This window comes from Mesorhizobium sp. WSM4847, assembly GCF_055811335.1.
This window is the reverse complement of sequence record NZ_JBVVPY010000014.1, coordinates 1-19,599: the sequence shown is the minus strand read 5'-3', so window position 1 is coordinate 19,599 and position 19,599 is coordinate 1. Positions and strand designations below refer to the sequence as shown.

The following is a 19,599-nucleotide window of genomic DNA, read 5'->3' as shown; positions in this document are numbered from 1 at the left end:
CGCCGTGATAGGGAATGACGGGAAATGAAAAGCAAGCACGTGGCCGTCCTTCTGGGTGGATTCTCGTCCGAGCGGCCCGTGTCCTTGTCTTCGGGGAAAGCCTGTGCCGATGCGCTCGAGACGGAAGGCTACCAGGTCACTCGCGTCGACGTCTCGCGCGATGTTGGATCGGTGCTGGCCGAGCTCAAGCCTGATGTTGCCTTCAATGCGCTGCATGGTCCTTTCGGCGAGGACGGCACCATCCAGGGCATCCTCGAATATCTTGCCATCCCCTACACCCATTCCGGCGTGCTCGCCTCGGCGCTTGCCATGAACAAGGAGCAAGCCAAGAAGATCGCCAAGTCTGTCGGCATTCCGGTCGCCGAATCGAAGGTGGTCAATCGCTTCGCCATCCAGAACAAGCACCCGATGAAGCCGCCTTACGTCGTCAAGCCGGTCAATGAGGGGTCGAGCTTCGGTGTCGTCATCGTGCACGAAGGGCAGTCGCATCCGCCGCAGGTCATCGGTTCGTCCGACTGGAAGTATGGCGATACCGTCATGGCGGAGCGCTATGTGCACGGGCGGGAGTTGACCTGCGCGGTGATGAGCGATGTGGCGCTCGGCGTCTGCGAGATCATCCCGACCGGCCATTCCTTCTACGACTATGATTCAAAATACGTCGCGGGCGGATCAAAACACGAATGCCCTGCAAAAATTTCACAGAATATTTACCAAAAAATACAGACACTGACGCTCAGGGCTCACCAAGCCATCGGCTGCCGGGGCGTTTCCCGGTCGGACTTCCGTTATGATGATCGACACTCCGAGAACGGCGAAATTGTCTGGCTCGAGGTCAACACTCAGCCCGGCATGACGCCGACATCCTTGGTGCCTGAGATCGCCGCGCAGGCGGGACACTCGTTCGGCGATTTGTTGAGTTGGATGGTGGAGGACGCTTCGTGTCTGCGTTGAGGTGGGGACAGGGCAAGGGGAAGGGCGCGGCCGGGCCGACGCTGTTCGGCGTGGCGTTGTCGTTCGACCATTTCGTGCTGCCGCGCCTGCTTCGCCGGCCGGCGCGCATGCTGGCGCGTCTGGGCGAGGACGACTTCGAGGTGCCGCCGTTTTCCGCAGCCGTGCTGTCGGCGGCGCTGCTCGTATCGGGCAGTGCCTATGGCGCCTATCTCGGCGGGCATGTCGACGCTATCGTCCAGGGCATCACCGCGCGCACGGGCTTTGCCGTCGACCAGATCAAGGTCGTCGGCAACCGCGCAACCTCCGAGATCGATATTCTCGACAGGATGCAGCTCGATGGCTGGACGTCGCTGATCGGCTTCGATGCCGAAGCCGCGCGGGAACGCATCGCCACGCTGCCCTGGGTCGAGGTTGCGGCGGTGCGCAAGGTCTATCCGCACACGCTGGAGGTGCGCATCGAGGAGCGTGAGCCCTTCGCGCTCTGGCAGCAGGGCAGCGAGCTTTCGGTCATCGAGCGCTCCGGCGCCGTGATCGCGCCATTCTCCGGCGGCAAGCAGTCGCTGCTGCCGCTGATCGTCGGCACCGGCGCCCCGGCCAAGGCGCCGGATTTCCTGGCCAGGATCAAGAAATACCCAGAGCTTGCCGCACGGATCAAAGGCTACATCCGCATCGGCGAACGACGTTGGGATCTGAAGCTGGAAAACGGCATCACGGTCAAGCTCCCCGAGGATGGCGAGGACCAGGCGATCGCCGATCTGCTCAGGATGGACCGAGAGAACGGGCTTTTGACGCGCGATATCGCCGCCGTCGACATGCGCCTTTCCGATCGCCTCGTCGTCCAGTTGACGCCGGAGGCGGCGACGCAGCGTCAGGCCGCGCTCAATGAAAAGCCGAAAATGCCGAAGCGCAAGCCGGAGACGAAGATATGAGCTGGCTTGGCGGCAACAGCGATACCTCGTCGCGCCGGTCCGGCATCATGACGGTGCTGGATGTCGGCTCGAGCAAGGTCTGCTGCGTGGTGGCCAAGCTCAAGCCGCGCGAGGACGGCATGCTGCTGCGCGGGCGCTCGCATCGCATACAGGTTATCGGCATCGGCCACCAGAAATCGCAAGGCGTGAAATCGGGTGTCGTCATCGATCTCGACAGGGCCGAGCACGCCATCCGCCTTGCCGTCGATGCCGCCGAGCGCATGGCCGGGCTGACCGTCGATTCGCTGATCGTCAACATGACGGCCGGCCGGCTGAAGAGCGAAAGCTTCTCGGCAACCATCAACCTTGGCGGCCATGAGGCGGACGAGGCCGACATCAAGCGCGTGCTTGCCGCCGGCGCCAAGCAGGCGCTGCGGGCCGAGCGAGAAGTGATCCATTCGCTTCCCGTCGGCTTTTCGCTGGACGCCGAGCGCGGCGTGCGTGATCCGCGCGGCATGGTCGGCGACCAGCTCGGCGTCGACATGCACGTGCTGACGGGTGACGCGGCACCGTTGCGCAATCTGGAGCTTTGCATCAACCGTTCGCACCTGTCGGTCGAGCGCATGGTGGCGACGCCCTATGCCAGCGGTCTTGCCGCACTGGTCGACGACGAACTCGAGATGGGCGCAGCCTGCATCGACATGGGCGGCGGCACCACGACGATCTCGATGTTTTCGGAAGGCAAGTTCGTTCATGGCGACGCCATCGCCATCGGCGGCAACCACGTTACGCTGGACATGGCCAAGGGCCTGTCAACCTCGCTCGATGCCGCCGAGAGGCTGAAAGTGATGCATGGCTCGGCGCTGCCCGGCAGTGCCGACGACCGCGACCTGGTCTCGATACAGCCGATCGGCGAGGACGGCGAGGTGCCGCTTCAGATCCCGCGTTCGGTGATGACGCGCATCATCCGGGCGCGCATCGACGAAACGCTCGAACTGTTGCGCGACCGGCTGAACAGGTCCGGCTACGGCAACGCGGCCGGCAAGCGCGTCGTGCTGACCGGCGGCGCCAGCCAGCTTTCCGGCCTGCCCGAGGCAGCGCGCCGCATTCTCGGACGCAATGTGCGCATCGGCCGTCCGCTCGGTGTAGCGGGCCTGCCGGAGGCGGCCAAGGGGCCGGCTTTCTCGACGCCAGTCGGGCTTCTGATCTACCCGCAGATGGCGAATTTCGAGAGCCATCCGGCGAAAGGAATTTCTGGTCTCAGGATGACCGGAACAGGCGGAAAACTGCATCGAATGAGTCAGTGGTTGAGAGACAGTTTTTAAATTGACGGGGACAGCCCCATAGGCGGCCGCAGCGGCGAAGCGGCGGGAAAGGCAAAGGACGGAGACAATGACCATCAATCTGCAAAAGCCGGACATCACCGAGCTGAAGCCGCGTATCACCGTGTTCGGTGTCGGCGGCGGCGGCGGCAATGCCGTCAACAACATGATCACCGCCGGCTTGCGCGGCGTCGAGTTCGTGGTGGCCAATACCGATGCGCAGGCGCTGACCATGTCCAAGGCGGATCGCCTGATCCAGCTCGGCGCGCATGTCACCGAGGGCCTGGGTGCGGGGTCGCAGCCGGAAGTCGGACGCGCCGCGGCGGAGGAATGCATCGACGAGATCGTCGATCATCTCTCCAACACCCATATGTGCTTCGTCACTGCCGGCATGGGCGGCGGCACCGGCACGGGGGCCGCGCCGGTCGTTGCACGTGCGGCGCGCGAGAAGGGGATTCTCACCGTCGGCGTCGTCACCAAGCCGTTCCATTTCGAAGGCCAGCGCCGCATGAAGACGGCGGATCTGGGCATCGAGGAATTGCAGAAATGCGTCGATACCCTCATCGTCATCCCCAACCAGAACTTGTTCCGGCTGGCCAATGACAAGACGACCTTTGCCGACGCTTTCGCCATGGCCGACCAGGTGCTCTATTCCGGCGTCGCCTGCATCACCGACCTGATGGTCAAGGAAGGGCTGATCAACCTCGACTTCGCCGACGTCCGCTCGGTCATGCGCGAGATGGGCAAGGCGATGATGGGGACGGGCGAAGCTTCCGGCGAGGGGCGCGCCATGGCCGCCGCCGAAGCCGCGATCGCCAATCCGCTGCTCGACGAGACCTCGATGAAGGGCGCCAAGGGGTTGTTGATCTCGATCACCGGCGGCCGCGACCTGACCCTGTTCGAAGTCGACGAGGCGGCGACCCGAATTCGCGAGGAGGTCGACCAGGAAGCCAACATCATCCTGGGTGCGACCTTCGACGAGGATCTCGAAGGCGTCATCCGCGTCTCGGTGGTTGCTACCGGCATCGACAAATCGGCGGCAGAAATCGCTGCCGCGCCGATCGCCATCCGCACGGCTCCGCCAAAGCCGGTCAGCCGTCCGGCCGCTCCGGTCACGGAAAGCCGTCCGGCGCCTGTCCAGCAGGGAGGCTACGAGCCGCGCGCCGCCGATCCGGTCGCCGAGGCAATCCAGCTCGCCGAGGCGAATGCGGCGGCGATGGCGCGTCCCGCGCCGGCCTCCCAGGCGGAAGATTTCCGCCCGCAGAGCAAGATCTTCCAGGCGCCGCCGGCCCAGCCGCAGCCGATGCTGCAGCCAATGGTTCAGCAAACGATGCAGCCCGCGCCGCAGCGTGAAGTGCTTCAGCCGGCAGCGCCCCAGCGCATGCCGCGCGTCGAGGACTTTCCGCCGGTGGTGAAAGCCGAGGTGGAAGCCAAAAGCCGTCCGGCCGACCACGAGAACAGCGGACCGATGGGACTGCTCAAGCGCCTGACCAACGGCCTTACCCGTCGCGAAGAAGAGCCTGCACGGCTGCAGCCGGCGCAGCCGCGCGAGCCGAAACTGCGCCAGGCGGCACCCGAAGTGCGCCGCCTTGCCAGCCAGGATCCGCAGCTTTACGCGCCACGCCGCGGCCAGTTGGACGACCAGGGCCGGCTGACGCCGCAGAGCAGGGCTGTCCAGGAAGACGATCAGCTGGAGATTCCGGCATTCCTGCGCCGCCAGGCCAACTAACCTGTTAACGGACCGTAACAGTTATAAACAGGCAGACAAGAAATTGTTTGCCTGTTAACGCTAAAAGTGCCTGTAAAACAAGGAGTTATGAGACCGTATCCGGTTCGGATCGCGGTTACAGAAAGTAAGAAACCGTGATTTGGAGACTTCCTGCCGGACCACTATCTTCGCCGCGATCAATTTCGGTTTGCTGGGATTCGGGGAAGTGGCCCTGCCTGCCGATCAAAGAGCCGCGCCCTTGGGCTTATGAAGCGGACGTAGGCAGTATGGGCTATGGGGTTTGTTTTGCACGACTATCAGACGACACTTAGATCGCGTGCGACGCTGACCGGCACCGGCGTTCACAGCGGCAATTCCGTTACCGTTCATTTCCTGCCGGCAGACGCTGATGCGGGTGTCGTGTTCCAGCTTTCGAATGGAAGCGAAGTCCGGGAGTTCCGCGCACTTGTTTCCGAGGTCGGCGCCACCGATCTGTGCACCATGCTCGGCGATCCGGCAGGCGAGCACATCGCCACAGTCGAACATCTGATGGCCACGGTTTTCGGGCTCGGCATCGACAATGTCGTCATCGAGATCGACGGCCGTGAGGTTCCGATCCTTGACGGCAGCGCCATGGCGTTCGTGGAGGCTATCGACCAGGCGGGCATCGATACGCTGCCGGTCAAGCGCCGCTACATCAGGGTGGTCAAGCCGGTTCGCATCGAGAACGGTGCCTCCTGGGCGGAGTTCAGGCCCTATGACGGCACGCGCTTCGAAATCGAGATCGATTTCGAAAGCCCGGCGATCGGCCGTCAGCTGTTTGCATCCGACATGAACGCCGACATTTTTCGCCGCGATATCGCGCGGGCGCGCACCTTTGGTTTCATGAAGGACGTCGAGCGGCTCTGGGCAGCCGGCTATGCGCTCGGCTCCTCGCTGGAAAACTCCCTGGTGATCGGTGACGACAACCGCGTGATCAACATCGGAGGCTTGCGCTATCCCAACGAATTCGTGCGCCACAAGACGATGGATGCCATGGGCGATCTGGCGCTGGCCGGCGCCCGGTTCATTGGCTGCTTCCGTTCCTATCGCGGCGGCCACAGGCTGAATGCGGCAGCCCTGCGCCGCCTTTTGTCGGACCGTTCGGCGTTCGAGATCGTCGAGACGACACGCCGCGAGCGCGGTCGCACCGTCGAAAAGAGCGCCGTCTATGCACCTGTCTACGCGCCCTGGATGATCTGATTCTTTACGTTTTTCGGGTTTTATGGCCGCCGGCCTGTGTTGCATGAATGCACCATCGGCCGGCGAAATCACGCAAGTGTGCGGGTTGCGCCAGGCTGCCACAAAAATGTGCGAATGGCCGGAGATAGCGTTGCCGGGCACGGCGATTATGGTTATGCCTGCTGCCCCAGGGCGAGATGTCGACTGAAATGACGCCGAAAGGGCGGAATCCAATCATGTTCTTTAAGCGAATTGGTCAATCGAAAGCGCCGCATCGGGCTGTTTTCCTGGCGCTTTCGGTGGTTGTTCCATCGCTGTTCCTGTCGGCCTGCATGTCGTCCGAAAAGGATGTCGACCTGTCGACCTATGTCGAGCAGACCGAGCCGGCAGACGTTCTCTACAATCAGGGCCTCGCCAATCTGAATGCCGGGCGCCTGCAGGAGGCGAGCCGCAAATTCGGTGCGGTCGACCGCCAGCATCCCTATTCCGAATACGCCCGCAAATCGATGGTGATGGGCGCCTTTGCCGACTATCGCCAAGGCAACTATACCGAGGCGATCGGTTCGGCCAAGCGCTATCTCACGCTCTATCCGTCGACCGACGACGCTGCCTATGCCCAGTATATCATCGGGCTGAGCTATTACCGGCAAATCAGGGATGTCACCCAGGATCAGAAGGAAGCGCGTCAGACCGTGCAGACGATGCAGGATCTGGTGACGCGCTGGCCCGATTCCGAATATGTCGACGACGCCAAGGAAAAGATCCGCTTCGCCAACGACCAGCTCGCCGGCAAGGAGATGCAGATCGGCCGCTATTATCTCGAGCGCCGTGAATACATCGCCGCCGTCAAGCGGTTCCGCGTCGTGGTGGAGACCTATTCCAACACGCGCCATGTCGAGGAAGCGCTCGCGCGTCTTACCGAAACCTACTACGCGATGGGGCTGACATCGGAAGCGCAGACTGCCGCTGCTGTGCTCGGCACCAACTATCCCGACAGCGTGTGGTACAAGGATTCCTACAAGCTCCTGCAGACTGGTGGGCTCGAGCCGCGCGAGAATGCGGGCTCGTGGATCGCCAAGGCCGGGAAGCTGATCACCGGCGCCTGAGCGGCGCGTCACCATGCTTTCCAGACTGTCGATCCGCGATATCGTTCTGATCGAGAAGCTGGACATCGACTTCTCGTCCGGTCTTTCGGTGCTGACCGGCGAAACCGGTGCTGGAAAATCCATCCTGCTCGATGCGCTGTCGCTGGCGCTTGGCGCCCGCGGTGACGCCTCGCTGGTGCGGCATGGCGCAGCACAGGGCCAAGTCATCGCCGTGTTCGACGTGCCGCGCAACCATCCTGCCCGCATGCTGCTTGCCGACAACGCTATCGAGGGCGATGGCGACATCATCCTGCGCCGCGTGCAGACGGCGGATGGCCGTACCCGCGTCTTCGTCAACGACCAGCCTTCCAGCGTGACACTGATGCGCGATGTCGGTCACGCGCTGGTCGAGATCCACGGCCAGCATGACGAGCGTGCCTTGGTCGATCCCGGTGCCCATCGCGAATTGCTCGACAGTTTTGGCGGTCATCTCGGCGCTGTGCGGGCGACCGGCGAGGCATGGCGGTACTGGCGGGCCTGCGAACTGGAACTTTCGCGGCATCGTGCCAAGGTGGAAGCGGCGGCCCGCGAGGCCGACTATCTGCGCGCCGCGGTCGCCGAATTGACGAAGCTCGATCCCCAGCCAGGCGAGGAAGCCGACCTCGCCGAGTTGCGCGCCTCGATGATGCGGGCGGAAAAGATCGCCTCGGAAATCCACGATGCGCAAGATGTGCTCTCGGGCCCGTCTTCGCCCCTGCCGCAACTCGCCAGCCTGTTGCGACGGCTGCAGCGCAAGGTGACCGAGGCGCCCGGCCTGCTCGACGACGTGGTCAAATCGCTCGATGAGGCGATGCTGTCGCTCGACGTAGCGCAATCGGGCGTGGAAGCGGCACTTCGCGCCACCGAGTACGATCCGCGGCGGCTGGAACAGGCCGAGGAGCGGCTGTTTTCGCTGCGCGCCGCCTCACGCAAGCACAGTGTGGCGGTCGACGATCTGGCGCAATTGCGCGATACGATGGCCGCCGATCTCGCCGATCTCGACGCCGGCGAGGAGCGCCTGCACGGGCTGCAGAAGCAGGCCGCCGCCGCGTGCGAGACCTATGACATTTCCGCTGCCCAGCTTTCGTCGCTTCGCCATGCGGCGGCGGTCGGGTTGACCAGGGCGGTGATGGCCGAACTGCCGGCGCTGAAGCTCGAACGGGCAGCCTTCATCGTCGAGATGGCAAGCGAGGCCGAGAGCCGCATGGAAGACGGCATCGATCAGGTCGAGTTCTGGGTGCGCACCAATCCCGGCACAAGACCGGGCCCGATGATGAAAGTCGCCTCCGGAGGCGAACTTTCGCGGTTCCTGCTGGCGCTGAAGGTGGCGCTGGCCGACCGCGGCTCGGCGCCGACCTTGGTCTTCGATGAAATCGACACCGGCGTTGGCGGCGCGGTGGCGGACGCCATCGGCCAAAGGCTGGCGCGGCTGTCAAAACGCGTGCAGGTGCTTTCGGTTACGCACGCGCCGCAGGTGGCGGCACGCGCGGCGACGCATTTCCTGATCTCCAAATCCGGCAGCGCCGATCGCGTCGCCACCGGCATCGCCGAGATGGACCGGGCGGCGCGCCAGGAAGAGATCGCGCGGATGCTCGCCGGAGCGACCATCACCGACGAGGCGCGTGCGGCCGCCGAGCGGCTGCTTCGCGAAAACACCGCGGCATAGCAGAGCTCATGCTCGGCGTTGTGGATCGAGTCAGGATGTGGCTCCATCCTGCTGTTCAGCAATGATTTTCTCAAAATCCTGATCTATTGTGGCGCGCCGCGCGTCCTTCGAACGCGCAAGGACGCTGTAGCAATTTGATTTCGCGCATGGCCCAGGAAATCGTTCCGGGTCAGCGTCGAGGAGCCGTGCATGCTCGAAAAACCAGTCGATTCACTCAGCGAAAGTGAAGCAGCCAGCGAGCTGAAGCGGTTGGCCGAGGAAATCGCCGCCCACGACCAGCGTTACCACGCCGAGGACGCGCCGACGATTTCGGACGCGGCCTACGATGCGCTGCGGCGGCGCAACCTTGCCATCGAGCAGCGGTTTCCTGCCCTTGTGCGCGAGGATTCGCCTTCACGCAAAGTCGGCGCGGCGGTGTCGGAGAAATTCCGCAAGATCGTCCATGCCATTCCGATGCTGTCGCTCGACAACGCTTTCGCCGATGCGGACGTGATCGATTTCGTCGGCCGCATCCGCCGTTTCCTCAGGCTCGGCGCCGACGCGCCGCTGGCGATGACTGCCGAGCCGAAGATCGACGGCCTGTCGCTGTCGCTGCGCTACGAGGCCGGACGGCTGGTGACGGCGGCAACGCGTGGCAACGGCCAGGTCGGCGAGGATGTGACGGCCAACGCCCGCACCATCGCCGAGATTCCCAACGTGCTCTCAGGCGATTTTCCCGATGTGCTGGAAGTGCGGGGCGAGGTCTATATGCGCCTCACCGACTTTGCCGAGCTCAATCGCCGCAATGCCGAGGCCGGAAAGCAGGTTTTTGCCAATCCGCGCAACTCGGCGGCAGGCTCCTTGCGCCAACTCGACACCTCGATCACAGCCAGCCGGCCGCTGCGGTTTTTCGCCTATACCTGGGGTGAGGTGAGCGCCATGCCCGCCGACACGCAGATGGGCATGGTGGCGGCGTTCGAGCGCTTTGGCTTCAGGGTCAATCCGCTGATGAAGCTGTTCGACAGCGTCGAGGGACTGCTCGAGCAATACCGGCTGATCGAATCCAACCGGGCGACGCTTGGCTACGACATCGACGGTGTCGTCTACAAGGTGAACAGCCTCGAGCTGCAGCAGCGGCTGGGCTTCGTCTCGCGTTCGCCGCGCTGGGCGATCGCTCACAAATTCCCGGCCGAGAAGGCGACGACGATCCTGACCGGCATCGACATCCAGGTCGGCCGCACCGGCGCGCTGACGCCGGTGGCGCGGCTGGTGCCGGTGACGGTCGGCGGCGTCGTGGTGACCAACGCGACGCTGCACAATGAGGACTACATCAAGGGCATCGGCAACAACGGCCAGCCGATCCGCGAAGGCCGCGACATTCGCATCGGCGACACGGTGAGCATCCAGCGTGCTGGCGATGTCATTCCGCAGGTCATCGACGTGGTCATGGAAAAGCGGCCGCCTGACAGTGTGCCATATGCTTTCCCAGTGCTTTGCCCGGCCTGCGGCAGCCACGCCGTGCGCGAGGAGGGGGAAGCAGTCAGGCGCTGCACCGGCGGATTGATCTGCCCCGCGCAGGCGGTGGAGCGTCTGCGCCATTTCGTCTCTCGGGGTGCTTTCGATATCGAGGGGCTCGGTGAGAAGCAGATCGAGTTCTTCTTCCACGCCGAGGATCCGTCACTACGCATCTATTCGCCGGCCGACATTTTTACGCTGAAGAAGCGGCAGGCAGCATCGCTGACCAAGCTCGAGAACGTTGACGGTTTCGGCGCGACCTCGGTACGCAAGCTGTTCGCGGCAATCGACGATCGGCGGCAGGTCGAGTTCTCGCGCTTCCTCTATGCGCTCGGCATCCGCCACATCGGCGAGACCAATGCCAAGCGGCTGGCCCGCCATTTCCTTTCCTTTGCCGCTTTCCGCGAAACCGGGCAAAGCGCCGTCATGCCGGCCGGCAAGGGTGACCCTGGCAACGCTGCCTGGCAGGAGTTGAACGGCATCAACGGCATCGGCTCGATCGTTGCCGAGGCGGTGGTCGATTTCTTCGCTGAAGACCATAACCGGCAGGCGCTCGATGCATTGCTGGCGGAAGTAACAGTGCTCGACGAGGAGCCGGTCGGTGGCGTGTCGTCGCCGGTCTCCGGCAAGACGGTGGTCTTCACCGGCGCGCTGGAAAAGATGTCGCGCGACGAGGCCAAGGCGATGGCCGAAAAGCTCGGCGCCAAGGTCGCCGGCTCGGTGTCGAAGAAGACCGATCTCGTCGTTGCCGGGCCAGGTGCCGGCTCCAAGCTCAAGCTCGCCACCGAATTCGGCATCGAAGTGATCGACGAGGATGCGTGGTTGGCGCGGATCGGCAAGGCGTGATGGAAGGCGCGTTCACCGGTTTCGGCCAAAAGGCCATTCCCTTCCTCAAGGCGCTCGATTTTCATCAGAGCCGGGAGTGGTTTCTGGAAAACCGCGACCTCTTCGAAAGCGAGCTGCGCGACCCCTTCGGCGATCTGGTCGAAACGCTCTCCGAGCGCTTCGCAGCGGCAGGGCTGGGTTTGCGCGGCAATCGCAAGAAGTCGCTGTTCCGGATCACTCGCGACGTGCGCTTCGCCAAGGACAAGCGGCCCTACAACCGGCATCTGTCGGCAATCCTCTCGCCTGATGGCACCAAGATGGAACAGGGCGTGTTCTTCATCCATATCGGGCTTGAGCGCTGCTTTGCCGGCGTTGCCTGGTGGCAGCCGGGGCCGGCGCTGCTGCTGGCGATGCGCCAGGCCATCGCGGCGCGGCCGGGTGAATTCCGGGCGCTGATCGAGGCGCTGAAGCAAAACCGCCTCGAACTCGATGCGGAAGGCTGCATGAAGCGCGCGCCACGCGGCTTCGAGCATGTCACGGCGGCCGATCTCGCGGTGGCCATCCGCAACCGGCATTTCGCCGTCCGGCACGAAGTCGACCCTGCGGGAATCCACGGGCCGGCGCTGGTCGACGAGCTGGTCGATTTCGCCTTGCGGGCCAAGCCGCTGCTCGACTGGGGCAGGGCGATCGAAGCCAAGGTCCCGGTGGACTGAGCACTGGCCGAAACGCGCACGCCTGAACCTGCGACGAGGATCACTTCCGCTGATTGTTGGCTCAAGCGAATTGGTGTGACAAGGCTGACAGCGCTCCCTACATACCAGCTTTCCCCCCGCATCGGCCCGAAAATCGGGATCGATTTTCGGATGGCCCGACGCGTGGATTCAAAGTGTTAGAGCGTCCTTTGATCGTCCAAAAGGACGAGCGGTGCTCCGAGGAGTGGCTGATGTCGGCGGAAGCAATCTCCGAAAACCGCGCAAAAAGCGATTTCTGGCAAGGCGTGCGGCTCAGCATGCCCGTCGTGGTGGCGGCGGCGCCGTTTGGACTGCTGTTCGGGGCGCTCGCCGTAGACAACGGATTTTCGGTGCTTGAAGCCTTGCTGATGAGCGCCATGGTTTTCGGCGGCGCCAGCCAGATGGTCGGCATCCAATTGTTCGGGCAGCATGTCGCGCCATGGCTGATCGTGCTGTCGATCTTCGCCGTGAATTTCCGCCATGTGCTTTACTCCGCGGGCATCGGCCGGCGCATCGCGCACTGGCCGCCGGTGCAGCAGGCGGTCGGCTATTTCCTGCTCACCGATCCGCAGTTCGCCGTGGCCGAGCGCAAGGCGGAGGCTGGCGAGACGGTCGGCTTCGCCTGGTATATGGGGCTTGGCCTGCCGGTCTATGTGTTCTGGGTGACCGAAAGCGCGCTTGGCGCGGTATTCGGCAGGCTTATTCCCGATACCCATGCGCTGGGCATCGATTTTCTGCTGCCGATCTATTTCCTCGGACTGGTCATGGGCTTTCGCAAACGGCCACTGTGGCTGCCGGTGGTCGTCGCCAGTGCTGCTGCCTCCATCATCGCCTACAAGACGGTGGGCTCGCCCTGGCACGTCTCGATTGGCGCCGTGGCCGGCGTGCTGCTCGCGGTCATCCTGCCGCCGCGCCACAGCGGCGTGGAGGCGCGGCCATGAGCACGACCTTGTGGATCATCATCGCCGGCGCGATCGCGACCTATCTGACCCGCATCGGCGGCCATCTGGTGATCTCGCGCTTCGAAAACATCCATCCGCGCGTCGAGGCCGGGCTGAACGCTGTGCCTGCCGCAGTGCTGACGACGCTGGTGGCGCCGGCAGCACTTGGCGGCGGGCCGGCGGAATGGGCTGCATTGATCGTCGCCGGGCTGGTCTCGCTGCGCAGCGGGCTTATGGCGATGTTTTTGGCCGGCGCCGTCGTGCTGGTGCTGGCCCGGCAGTTCGTCGGATAACCGGACCGGCTGAGTACGCCAGTCCTATTTGCGCACGATGTTGGAGATCGCGGGATCGAATCGACCTCCTGCAAAGAGCCTGCGCATCGTCTCTTGCGGATCGAGACCAAACGTTTCGGCTGATTTCACCGCAATCAGCGCGTCGAGGTCGAGCGTCGGGGCGAGGTCGCGTCCTTGGTAGAGTGCACCGGTAGACAGTCCCGGCCAGTCGGCCAGCACCCGCCCGCCATTCACCGCTCCGCCAGCGATCATCGCAGCCGATGCCGTACCGTGGTCGGTGCCGCCAGTGCCGTTGACGGCGACAGTGCGGCCGAACTCGGTGGCGACCAGCACGGTCGTATCCTTCCAGATATCGCTGAGGCCAACGTGCAACCCATCGATGAGCGCGTCGAGCGCTCTGAGCTGGTTGGCCAGCCTGGCTTGCTGGCCGCTATGGGTGTCCCAGCCGCTGGTTTCGATCATGGCAACGCGCGGTCCGCCGGCCTTGGCGAGGAAGCCCGCGGCGGTGCGGCCGACGCTCGCTGCGTCCTTGCGCTGCGCGTTCACCGCGCCCAACGCCCGTGTCTCCATCGCGCTGCTCCACAGCGCATGCAGCTGTTCGTCGGCGTCATAGAGCTTGCCGACGCGTGTCATCAGGTCGTCCGGCGCCTCCGGCAGGGCGGACGGCGCATAGGAGGTGACGTCTGCCTCGCCTCGCAGCGCCAGCGGGATGGTCGGTGCAAAAGCGATTGCTTCGCCGCGAGACTTCGGCAGCATGCCGACCAGCCGGTTCAGCCAACCGTCCTTGCGCTCGTAGGGCGAGCTGCCGCCGCTTTCGAGCACATTTTGACCGTCGAAATGCGAGCGCTCGCGATAGGGCGAAGCGACCGCGTGGACGAACAGCGCCTGCTTGTCCTGATGCAGCTTGCGGAGACCGGTGAGCGAAGGATGCAGGCCAAACGTGCCGTCAAGCTTTATCGGATCGTCGATGGCCAATGGGCCGCGCAGTGCGCGGTAGGCGGGGTCGGCATAGGGAACGATGGTGTCCAGCCCGTCCGCGGCGCCGCGCTGGATGATGAAAACGAAGCGGCGATCGGTTTCCACATTGGCGAAGACGATGCGCGGCGCGATCAGCATCGAGCCGAGGCCGGCGCCGGCGAGAGTAAGGAATTGACGGCGTTCCATCTTGGTCATCTCCTCTGGAAATCATCTTCGCTGAAAGTCATCTTCGTTGGAATTCGGGCGACACGAGCAGCAGCGCGATGCCGGTGCGCCGGCTCTCGGCGCGCTCGATCCCGGCCATCGTCAGGTCGCTGAGTGAGCCGGCAAAGAGTTTTCGCGCGAGATCTCGCGGATCGATATCGCCAACTTGCGCGGCGAGGCGCTGCGCCACCTCGACCCGGCGGACCAGTGCGTCGGGTGCTGCCCAGCTCCCGGCAACATCGTCATAGCCGGCCGGCGAACGCGGCCGCCATACCGGTTGGCCGAGTTGGTTGAGCAGTTGCGCCAGACGCGGCTTGCCGAGTTCGCTGCGGCCCAGGCCGCGCAGCGCCGAGATCGTCCATTCCCACGGCGTCTTGAACTTCGCCGCTGCTGGTTGCCAGGCTTCTGGACTGTCGAGGAGCGCGCGGTAGACCGCGACGAGATCGCCCTTTGACCGGCGAAAGGCTTCGGCGAGCCGCGTCACGACCGCGGCCGGCGGCTCGTCGGCGATGAAGTGGCGCGCCAGCTTGGTTGCGATGTGCGTTGCGGTTGCCTCGGCCGCCGCGAGGTCGCCGAGCACGGCGAGCGCCTGTTTGTCGCCGCGCTGGTCGTAGGTCTGGCCGATGATCGTGCGTTGGCCCGGTTCGTGCAGCCCGGGTCGAAAGGTGAAAGCGCCGGCCTGGCCTCGCCCTTTAGCGCGTCCGGTGCTGAAACCGGTCAGCGCCAGTGCGAATTCGGTCACGTCGGCCTGGCTGTAGCCGGAGCGTGCACCGAGCGTGTGCAGTTCCATGATTTCGCGGGCCAGGTTCTCGTTGATGCCGGGTTTGCGCTTGGCGTTGCGTTTCGCGGCGCGGTTAGCAAATTTTGAGTTGGGACCGATCGAGCGCACCTGGTCGATATAGAACAGCATCGCCGGGTGGCGCTCGGCGGCGAGCAGCATATCCTCGAAGCGACCGAGCACATGTGGGCGGATCGCCTCGCGCTCGAAGGCGCCGGCGATCAGGGTCACCTGCGGTTTCTCCGCCGAGATGGCGAAATGGTTCGACCAGAAATGCACGAGCCGCTCGATGAAGGGCGTCGATGTTTCGAGCGCCGCGCGTGCTCGCAGGTCGACCTCGTCGCGATAAAGCGCTTGAGCCTCCTGGCGTGCCGCCTTGCGGGCGGCCATCTTTGCGGCCGCGTCGGCGTCTTTGGCCTCGAGCATCGCTTCGGCATAGCCGGCGCCGAGTGTGGCCGAGTCCTGCGCGCCGGAAAAGACCGCCGGGTTTGCGTCGTAACTTTCGAACTGCGCTATCAGCCAGGATTTCGGGTCGGCCGGCGCCTCGTCGTCGGGCCGGGCGCCCAGGCCGAAGCGGTTGAGCGCAACCGCGACATCGCTCGGACTTGCCAATGGTGCCTCCGTCAGCATTGCTTTTGGAGGCTTCAACGCGGCAGTGACTGGAATCCGTCGCTGTTTCCAGCTCTATTTTTCGCCCGCTCGGCGCAGCATGTTGCTGCGGCCGCGCAGGCCGTCGACAAGTCGCGCCCTGTCGGCTGGCGTCAGTCCCGTCGCGAAGGTCACGATTGCCTGTTCGAGCCGGCCGCGCAGCGCCATATCGGCTTGCCGGACCGAGGCGAGCGTCTCATTGACCGCCGCTGCGTCGATCGGCTCAGCCTCGATCAGGCGCGCCACCGCCTCGCGGCCGACCCGAGCCGCTTCGATGTCGGCAGCCGACTGGCGCCGCGCCTCTGCGAAGCGCCTGGCGGAACGCCTTGCGCTGGTCGGGCGACAGGCCGGCCGCGGCGAAGCGCAGGCCGCGCTGGTCGCCCGCTCTGTCGCGCTGCCCCTGCTGCGCCTGCCATATATAGCCAGCGCCGGCGGCGGCGCCGAGCACGAAGACGTTCAGTGCCAACGAGACGGCAAGCAGGATCCTGATGCTGCGTTCGCTCATTGCACGTCCCCCTGCATGTCGCCGAATGCGGTCAGCGCATAGGTGTCGCCATCGTCAGGGGTGCTGTTGGGTGGCAGCAGCACGGCGACTGTCAGCGCCCCGGCCACCGCGCCCGCCAGTCCGATGCCGGCCAATCCGGCACACCGCCAGACGAGCTGGGTGCGGCGCCACAGCGCCGCCGGCGCCGTGGCGATGATCCTTCGCGCGAGCGCGTCGTCCGGAGCTGCGACGCGATGCGCGACAGCAGATCGTCGAGCTCCACCGCCGGTGCAAGCGCGGCTTCGGCTTGAGCCGGATTGGCGGCGATGAAGTCCAGCGCTGCCGTGCGCTCGTTTTCAGGCCAGCGCTGCGGCGACCCGCCATAGGCGGCAACGAGCTCGGAAAACCTCTCTGGAGTCATGTCATTTCGTCCCTGTCTCGTCCGAGCCTGGAGCGCAGCTGCCGCCGCGCCCGCGACAACAGGCTTTCCAATGCCTCGATGCTGATGCCCATGACCTCTGCCGCATCGCCGTTCGAAAGCTCCTGATAATACTGCAGCACGATCGCCTCGCGCTGGCGCTCCGGCAGCTCGGCCAGCGCGCGCCGCACCTGGTGCTGATCGTCGGCCGCGAGCATATCCGCTTCCACGCCCGGGCGTTCGTCGGGGCGATCGGGAAGTTCCGCCACCGGCGTCTCCCGCCGCCTGCGCAGAGATTGAGTGCGACGCGATGCAGCCAGGTGTCGAACTTCGCCTCGCCGGCGCGCCAGCCCGGAGCCGCCCGCCAGATGCGCAAGAACGTCTCCTGCGCGACATCCTCGGCCTCGCCGCGGTCGCCCAGCATTCGCGTGGCGAGACGGATCAGCCGCGGCAGCTTGCGCTCGACCATGGCTTCCACCGCGGCCGCATTGTTCTGAGCGATCAGCGCCAGCAGCCGCTCGTCGGTTTCGCCCACGCTCTGCCTTCTCGTTCCACCACGCCAGACCTTGTGCCGACACGACCGTCACCCTGCACCCGCCATGTGTCTTCAACGAGTTTCGCTGCGAAATCCGTCGGCGACCCTTGGAGGTTAGAAGGCAGCGATAAGGCCGCAGGCCATTGCCGCGGACCGGCATCCTGGGTCCCTAGCTGAGCCACCAGTCTTTCCGAGAAATCAAATCTTCTGGTCGTGCGGCAGCGGTGCGGTTGCCTTCTCCAGCCAGGCCAGCGTCTCGCCGTCGAGCATCGGTCCGATCTCGGCCAGCACGCGGGCGTGGTATGTGTCGAGCCAATGCAGCTCGTCGCGCGTCAACAGGTCGGATCGCACCAGCCTGGTGTCGATCGGCGCCAGCGTCAGCGTCTCGAAGTCATGCACGGCGATGTCGCCGCCCTCTATCGGCTCGGCCGGCGTCACCAGTATGAGATTCTCGATGCGAATGCCGTAAGAACCCTCCTTGTAGTAGCCCGGCTCGTTGGAGACGATCATGCCTGCCAGCAGCTTTTCGGTGCCGGTCCTGGCGATGCGCTGCGGGCCCTCGTGCACGGCCAGATAGGAGCCGACGCCATGGCCCGTGCCATGGGCGAAATCGCAACCGTGTTTCCACAGGGCAAGGCGCGCCACGGCGTCGATCTCGGAGCCGCGCGTGCCCGGGGGAAAGCGCAGCATGGAAATGCCGATCATGCCCTTCAGCACCAGCGTGAAGCGTTCGCGCATTTCCTCGGTCGGTGTGCCGATCGGTACGGTGCGGGTGATGTCGGTGGTGCCGTCCTGATACTGCCCGCCCGAATCGAGCAGGAACAGTTCGCCAGACTGAAGCTTTCGGCTGGTGGCGCGGGAAACGCGGTAGTGCATGATGGCGCCGTTCGGGCCGGCGCCGGCGATGGTGTCGAAGGACACGTCGCGCAGCGGCATCTGTGTTTCCTCGCCGGTGCTGCGGCGGCACTCCTCGAGCTTGGTGACCACCGCGATCTCGTCGAGCTTGCCCGGTTCCTGGCGGTCGAGCCAGCAAAGCAGCTTGGCGACCGCGGCGCCATCGCGGCGGTGCGCGGCGCGGGCGCCGTTGATCTCGGCCTGGTTTTTCGTCGCGCGCGGAATGCGGGCAGGGTCTGGCGCAGTGATGACGGTGCCGCCATTGTCCTCGACCAGCATCCTGAGCTTCTCCGCCGCCAGCACCGGATCCAGCGCGATCTTCGCGCCGCCCTTGGCCAGGGCTGCGATAACAGCTTCGAATTCACCGGGTTCGTGCAATTCGGCGAGCTGCGTCAGATAGGCCGCGACGGTGCGTGAAAACTTACGCTGGTCCATGAAAAGCAGGTGCGATCGATCGGCGGCGAGCACGGCGAAGCCGAGCGCCAGCGGCGTGTGCGGCACATCGCCGCCGCGGATGTCGAAGGCCCAGGCGATGGAGGACGGGTCGGTCAGCACGGCATGGGTAGCGCCATCCTTGCCGATCGACTCGGCCAGCCGCGCCAGCTTGTCCTTGGCCAATTCGCCTGCAAAGCCGATAGGATGAAGCTCGACCGGCGCCAGCGGCGGTTCGGGCTGGTTCTCCCAAATGGCGTCGATCGGATTCCTCTCGAGCGGCACCAATGTCGCTCCCGATTTTTCGGCCGACGCTTTCAGCGCTTTCACGTCGCCGATCGTCTGCAGCCACGGGTCGAAGCCAAGCCGCACGCCCTTGCCGAGATTGTCCTTGATCCAGGTGGCGGGCGGATTGTCGACCAGGCTTTCGATCGAAAAGATGTCGAGATCGACCTCGTGGCGCACCTGCAGCGTGTAGCGGCCGTCGACGAACATGATGGCACGGTCGCCGAGCACCATGGCGACGCCGGCCGAGCCGCTGAAGCCGGTCAGCCATTTCAGCCGCGCCGAGCGGTCGGCGACATATTCGCCCTGATGCTCGTCGGCACGCGGCACGATGAAGCCGTCCAGCCCGTTGGCCGCCAGCCATTGACGCAGCAACGCCACACGTGGCTTGCCGACGGCGGGGTCGCCTGCGGAATCAAAGGTCTGGAACATCATGGCCTCTCCTCGGATGCTGGATGTGAGCGGCGGACTTTCAAGTCGAACCGTGCCGCCGCTCACATCTAGCCTTTTGTTTGAGCATCGGGTTTTCCCAAACCGGTTTCCACTTTTGGGCCCGATGCTTTGGCGCGACCGTAGCGCATGACCCCGAAAATCGGAATCGACTTTTGCTACGCCAGGCGCCGGCCGAATTCGGTCCAGCAGGGCAATCGCTTCAGGTCTGCGCTGCCCCTCATCTGCCTGCCGGTGTCCAGTTGAAAGATGGGTAACACTTTGAACCGGATACATGGGTTACAGTTTTCCCCCTGTCGTGGGGGGGGG

The 19,599-nt window shown here is 64.7% G+C and carries 18 protein-coding genes and 1 pseudogene; 11 read left to right on the top strand and 8 right to left on the bottom strand.

Annotation, left to right across the window (positions count from 1 at the left end; all coding sequences use genetic code 11):
- Window positions 1-24 precede the first annotated feature (24 nt).
- The 11 genes from AC0L28_RS20555 to AC0L28_RS20505 all read left to right on the top strand — a co-directional run bounded on the left by AC0L28_RS20555 (window position 25) and on the right by AC0L28_RS20505 (window position 13,184).
- Window positions 25-951, top strand: coding sequence for a D-alanine--D-alanine ligase (locus AC0L28_RS20555; RefSeq protein ID WP_473479902.1), 927 nt, complete (start codon window positions 25-27; stop codon window positions 949-951).
- Window positions 939-1,880, top strand: a complete 942-nt coding sequence (locus AC0L28_RS20550; RefSeq protein WP_023798743.1) for a cell division protein FtsQ/DivIB — start codon at window positions 939-941, stop codon at window positions 1,878-1,880. Before AC0L28_RS20555 ends, AC0L28_RS20550 begins: the two co-directional genes overlap by 13 nt.
- Entirely contained in the window at window positions 1,877-3,184 is a 1,308-nt protein-coding gene (gene ftsA, locus AC0L28_RS20545) for a cell division protein FtsA (RefSeq protein ID WP_473479900.1), read from the top strand. The genes AC0L28_RS20550 and ftsA overlap by 4 nt, the downstream gene beginning before the upstream one ends.
- Before the next feature lie 67 nt (window positions 3,185-3,251).
- Window positions 3,252-4,910, top strand: a complete 1,659-nt coding sequence (gene ftsZ, locus AC0L28_RS20540; RefSeq protein WP_023798745.1) for a cell division protein FtsZ — start codon at window positions 3,252-3,254, stop codon at window positions 4,908-4,910.
- A 273-nt stretch (window positions 4,911-5,183) separates the two neighbouring features.
- The gene (gene lpxC / locus AC0L28_RS20535) at window positions 5,184-6,131 is read left to right on the top strand and encodes a UDP-3-O-acyl-N-acetylglucosamine deacetylase (RefSeq protein WP_473479898.1); all 948 of its coding nucleotides are present in this window, start codon (window positions 5,184-5,186) and stop codon (window positions 6,129-6,131) included.
- A gap of 215 nt (window positions 6,132-6,346) precedes the next feature.
- Window positions 6,347-7,216 (top strand): outer membrane protein assembly factor BamD, encoded by an 870-nt coding sequence (locus AC0L28_RS20530; protein ID WP_128174186.1) that lies wholly within the window; start codon window positions 6,347-6,349, stop codon window positions 7,214-7,216.
- Between the two features lie 13 nt (window positions 7,217-7,229).
- Window positions 7,230-8,900 carry a DNA repair protein RecN gene (gene recN, locus AC0L28_RS20525; protein ID WP_473479896.1) on the top strand — a complete coding sequence of 557 codons (1,671 nt, stop codon included), beginning with the start codon at window positions 7,230-7,232 and terminating at the stop codon, window positions 8,898-8,900.
- A 189-nt stretch (window positions 8,901-9,089) separates the two neighbouring features.
- On the top strand, window positions 9,090-11,240 hold the full coding sequence (ligA, locus tag AC0L28_RS20520; protein ID WP_128174182.1) for an NAD-dependent DNA ligase LigA: 2,151 nt from the start codon (window positions 9,090-9,092) through the stop codon (window positions 11,238-11,240).
- Window positions 11,240-11,932, top strand: coding sequence for a DUF2461 domain-containing protein (locus tag AC0L28_RS20515; protein WP_473480034.1), 693 nt, complete (start codon window positions 11,240-11,242; stop codon window positions 11,930-11,932). Before ligA ends, AC0L28_RS20515 begins: the two co-directional genes overlap by 1 nt.
- A 230-nt stretch (window positions 11,933-12,162) precedes the next feature.
- Window positions 12,163-12,891 carry an AzlC family ABC transporter permease gene (locus tag AC0L28_RS20510; protein ID WP_473479894.1) on the top strand — a complete coding sequence of 243 codons (729 nt, stop codon included), beginning with the start codon at window positions 12,163-12,165 and terminating at the stop codon, window positions 12,889-12,891.
- Window positions 12,888-13,184 carry an AzlD family protein gene (locus tag AC0L28_RS20505; RefSeq protein WP_023798752.1) on the top strand — a complete coding sequence of 99 codons (297 nt, stop codon included), beginning with the start codon at window positions 12,888-12,890 and terminating at the stop codon, window positions 13,182-13,184. The genes AC0L28_RS20510 and AC0L28_RS20505 overlap by 4 nt, the downstream gene beginning before the upstream one ends.
- A gap of 24 nt (window positions 13,185-13,208) precedes the next feature.
- On the opposite strand, the gene AC0L28_RS20500 is transcribed toward AC0L28_RS20505, so the two are convergent.
- The 8 genes and pseudogenes from AC0L28_RS20500 to AC0L28_RS20465 form a co-directional block, all read right to left on the bottom strand.
- On the bottom strand, window positions 13,209-14,348 hold the full coding sequence (locus AC0L28_RS20500; protein ID WP_473479891.1) for a DUF1501 domain-containing protein: 1,140 nt from the start codon (window positions 14,346-14,348) through the stop codon (window positions 13,209-13,211).
- A 37-nt stretch (window positions 14,349-14,385) separates the two neighbouring features.
- On the bottom strand, window positions 14,386-15,756 hold the full coding sequence (locus AC0L28_RS20495) for a DUF1800 domain-containing protein (protein ID WP_473479889.1): 1,371 nt from the start codon (window positions 15,754-15,756) through the stop codon (window positions 14,386-14,388).
- Window positions 15,757-15,828: 72 nt separating this feature from the next.
- Window positions 15,829-16,068, bottom strand: a complete 240-nt coding sequence (locus AC0L28_RS20490) for a periplasmic heavy metal sensor (protein WP_287173571.1) — start codon at window positions 16,066-16,068, stop codon at window positions 15,829-15,831.
- Window positions 16,016-16,297: a periplasmic heavy metal sensor gene (locus AC0L28_RS20485; protein ID WP_287173496.1), complete on the bottom strand. Its 282-nt coding sequence runs from the start codon at window positions 16,295-16,297 to the stop codon at window positions 16,016-16,018. Before AC0L28_RS20485 ends, AC0L28_RS20490 begins: the two co-directional genes overlap by 53 nt.
- A gap of 91 nt (window positions 16,298-16,388) precedes the next feature.
- Window positions 16,389-16,697: a hypothetical protein gene (locus AC0L28_RS20480; protein WP_287173493.1), complete on the bottom strand. Its 309-nt coding sequence runs from the start codon at window positions 16,695-16,697 to the stop codon at window positions 16,389-16,391.
- The gene (locus AC0L28_RS20475) at window positions 16,694-16,963 is read right to left on the bottom strand and encodes a sigma-70 family RNA polymerase sigma factor (protein ID WP_353843274.1); all 270 of its coding nucleotides are present in this window, start codon (window positions 16,961-16,963) and stop codon (window positions 16,694-16,696) included. The genes AC0L28_RS20480 and AC0L28_RS20475 overlap by 4 nt, the downstream gene beginning before the upstream one ends.
- A gap of 53 nt (window positions 16,964-17,016) precedes the next feature.
- A pseudogene (locus AC0L28_RS20470) lies at window positions 17,017-17,118 on the bottom strand (sigma factor); the annotation flags it as partial.
- 309 nt (window positions 17,119-17,427) lie between these two features.
- Window positions 17,428-19,275 carry an aminopeptidase P family protein gene (locus AC0L28_RS20465; RefSeq protein ID WP_473479886.1) on the bottom strand — a complete coding sequence of 616 codons (1,848 nt, stop codon included), beginning with the start codon at window positions 19,273-19,275 and terminating at the stop codon, window positions 17,428-17,430.
- Between the last annotated feature and the right edge of the window lie 324 nt (window positions 19,276-19,599).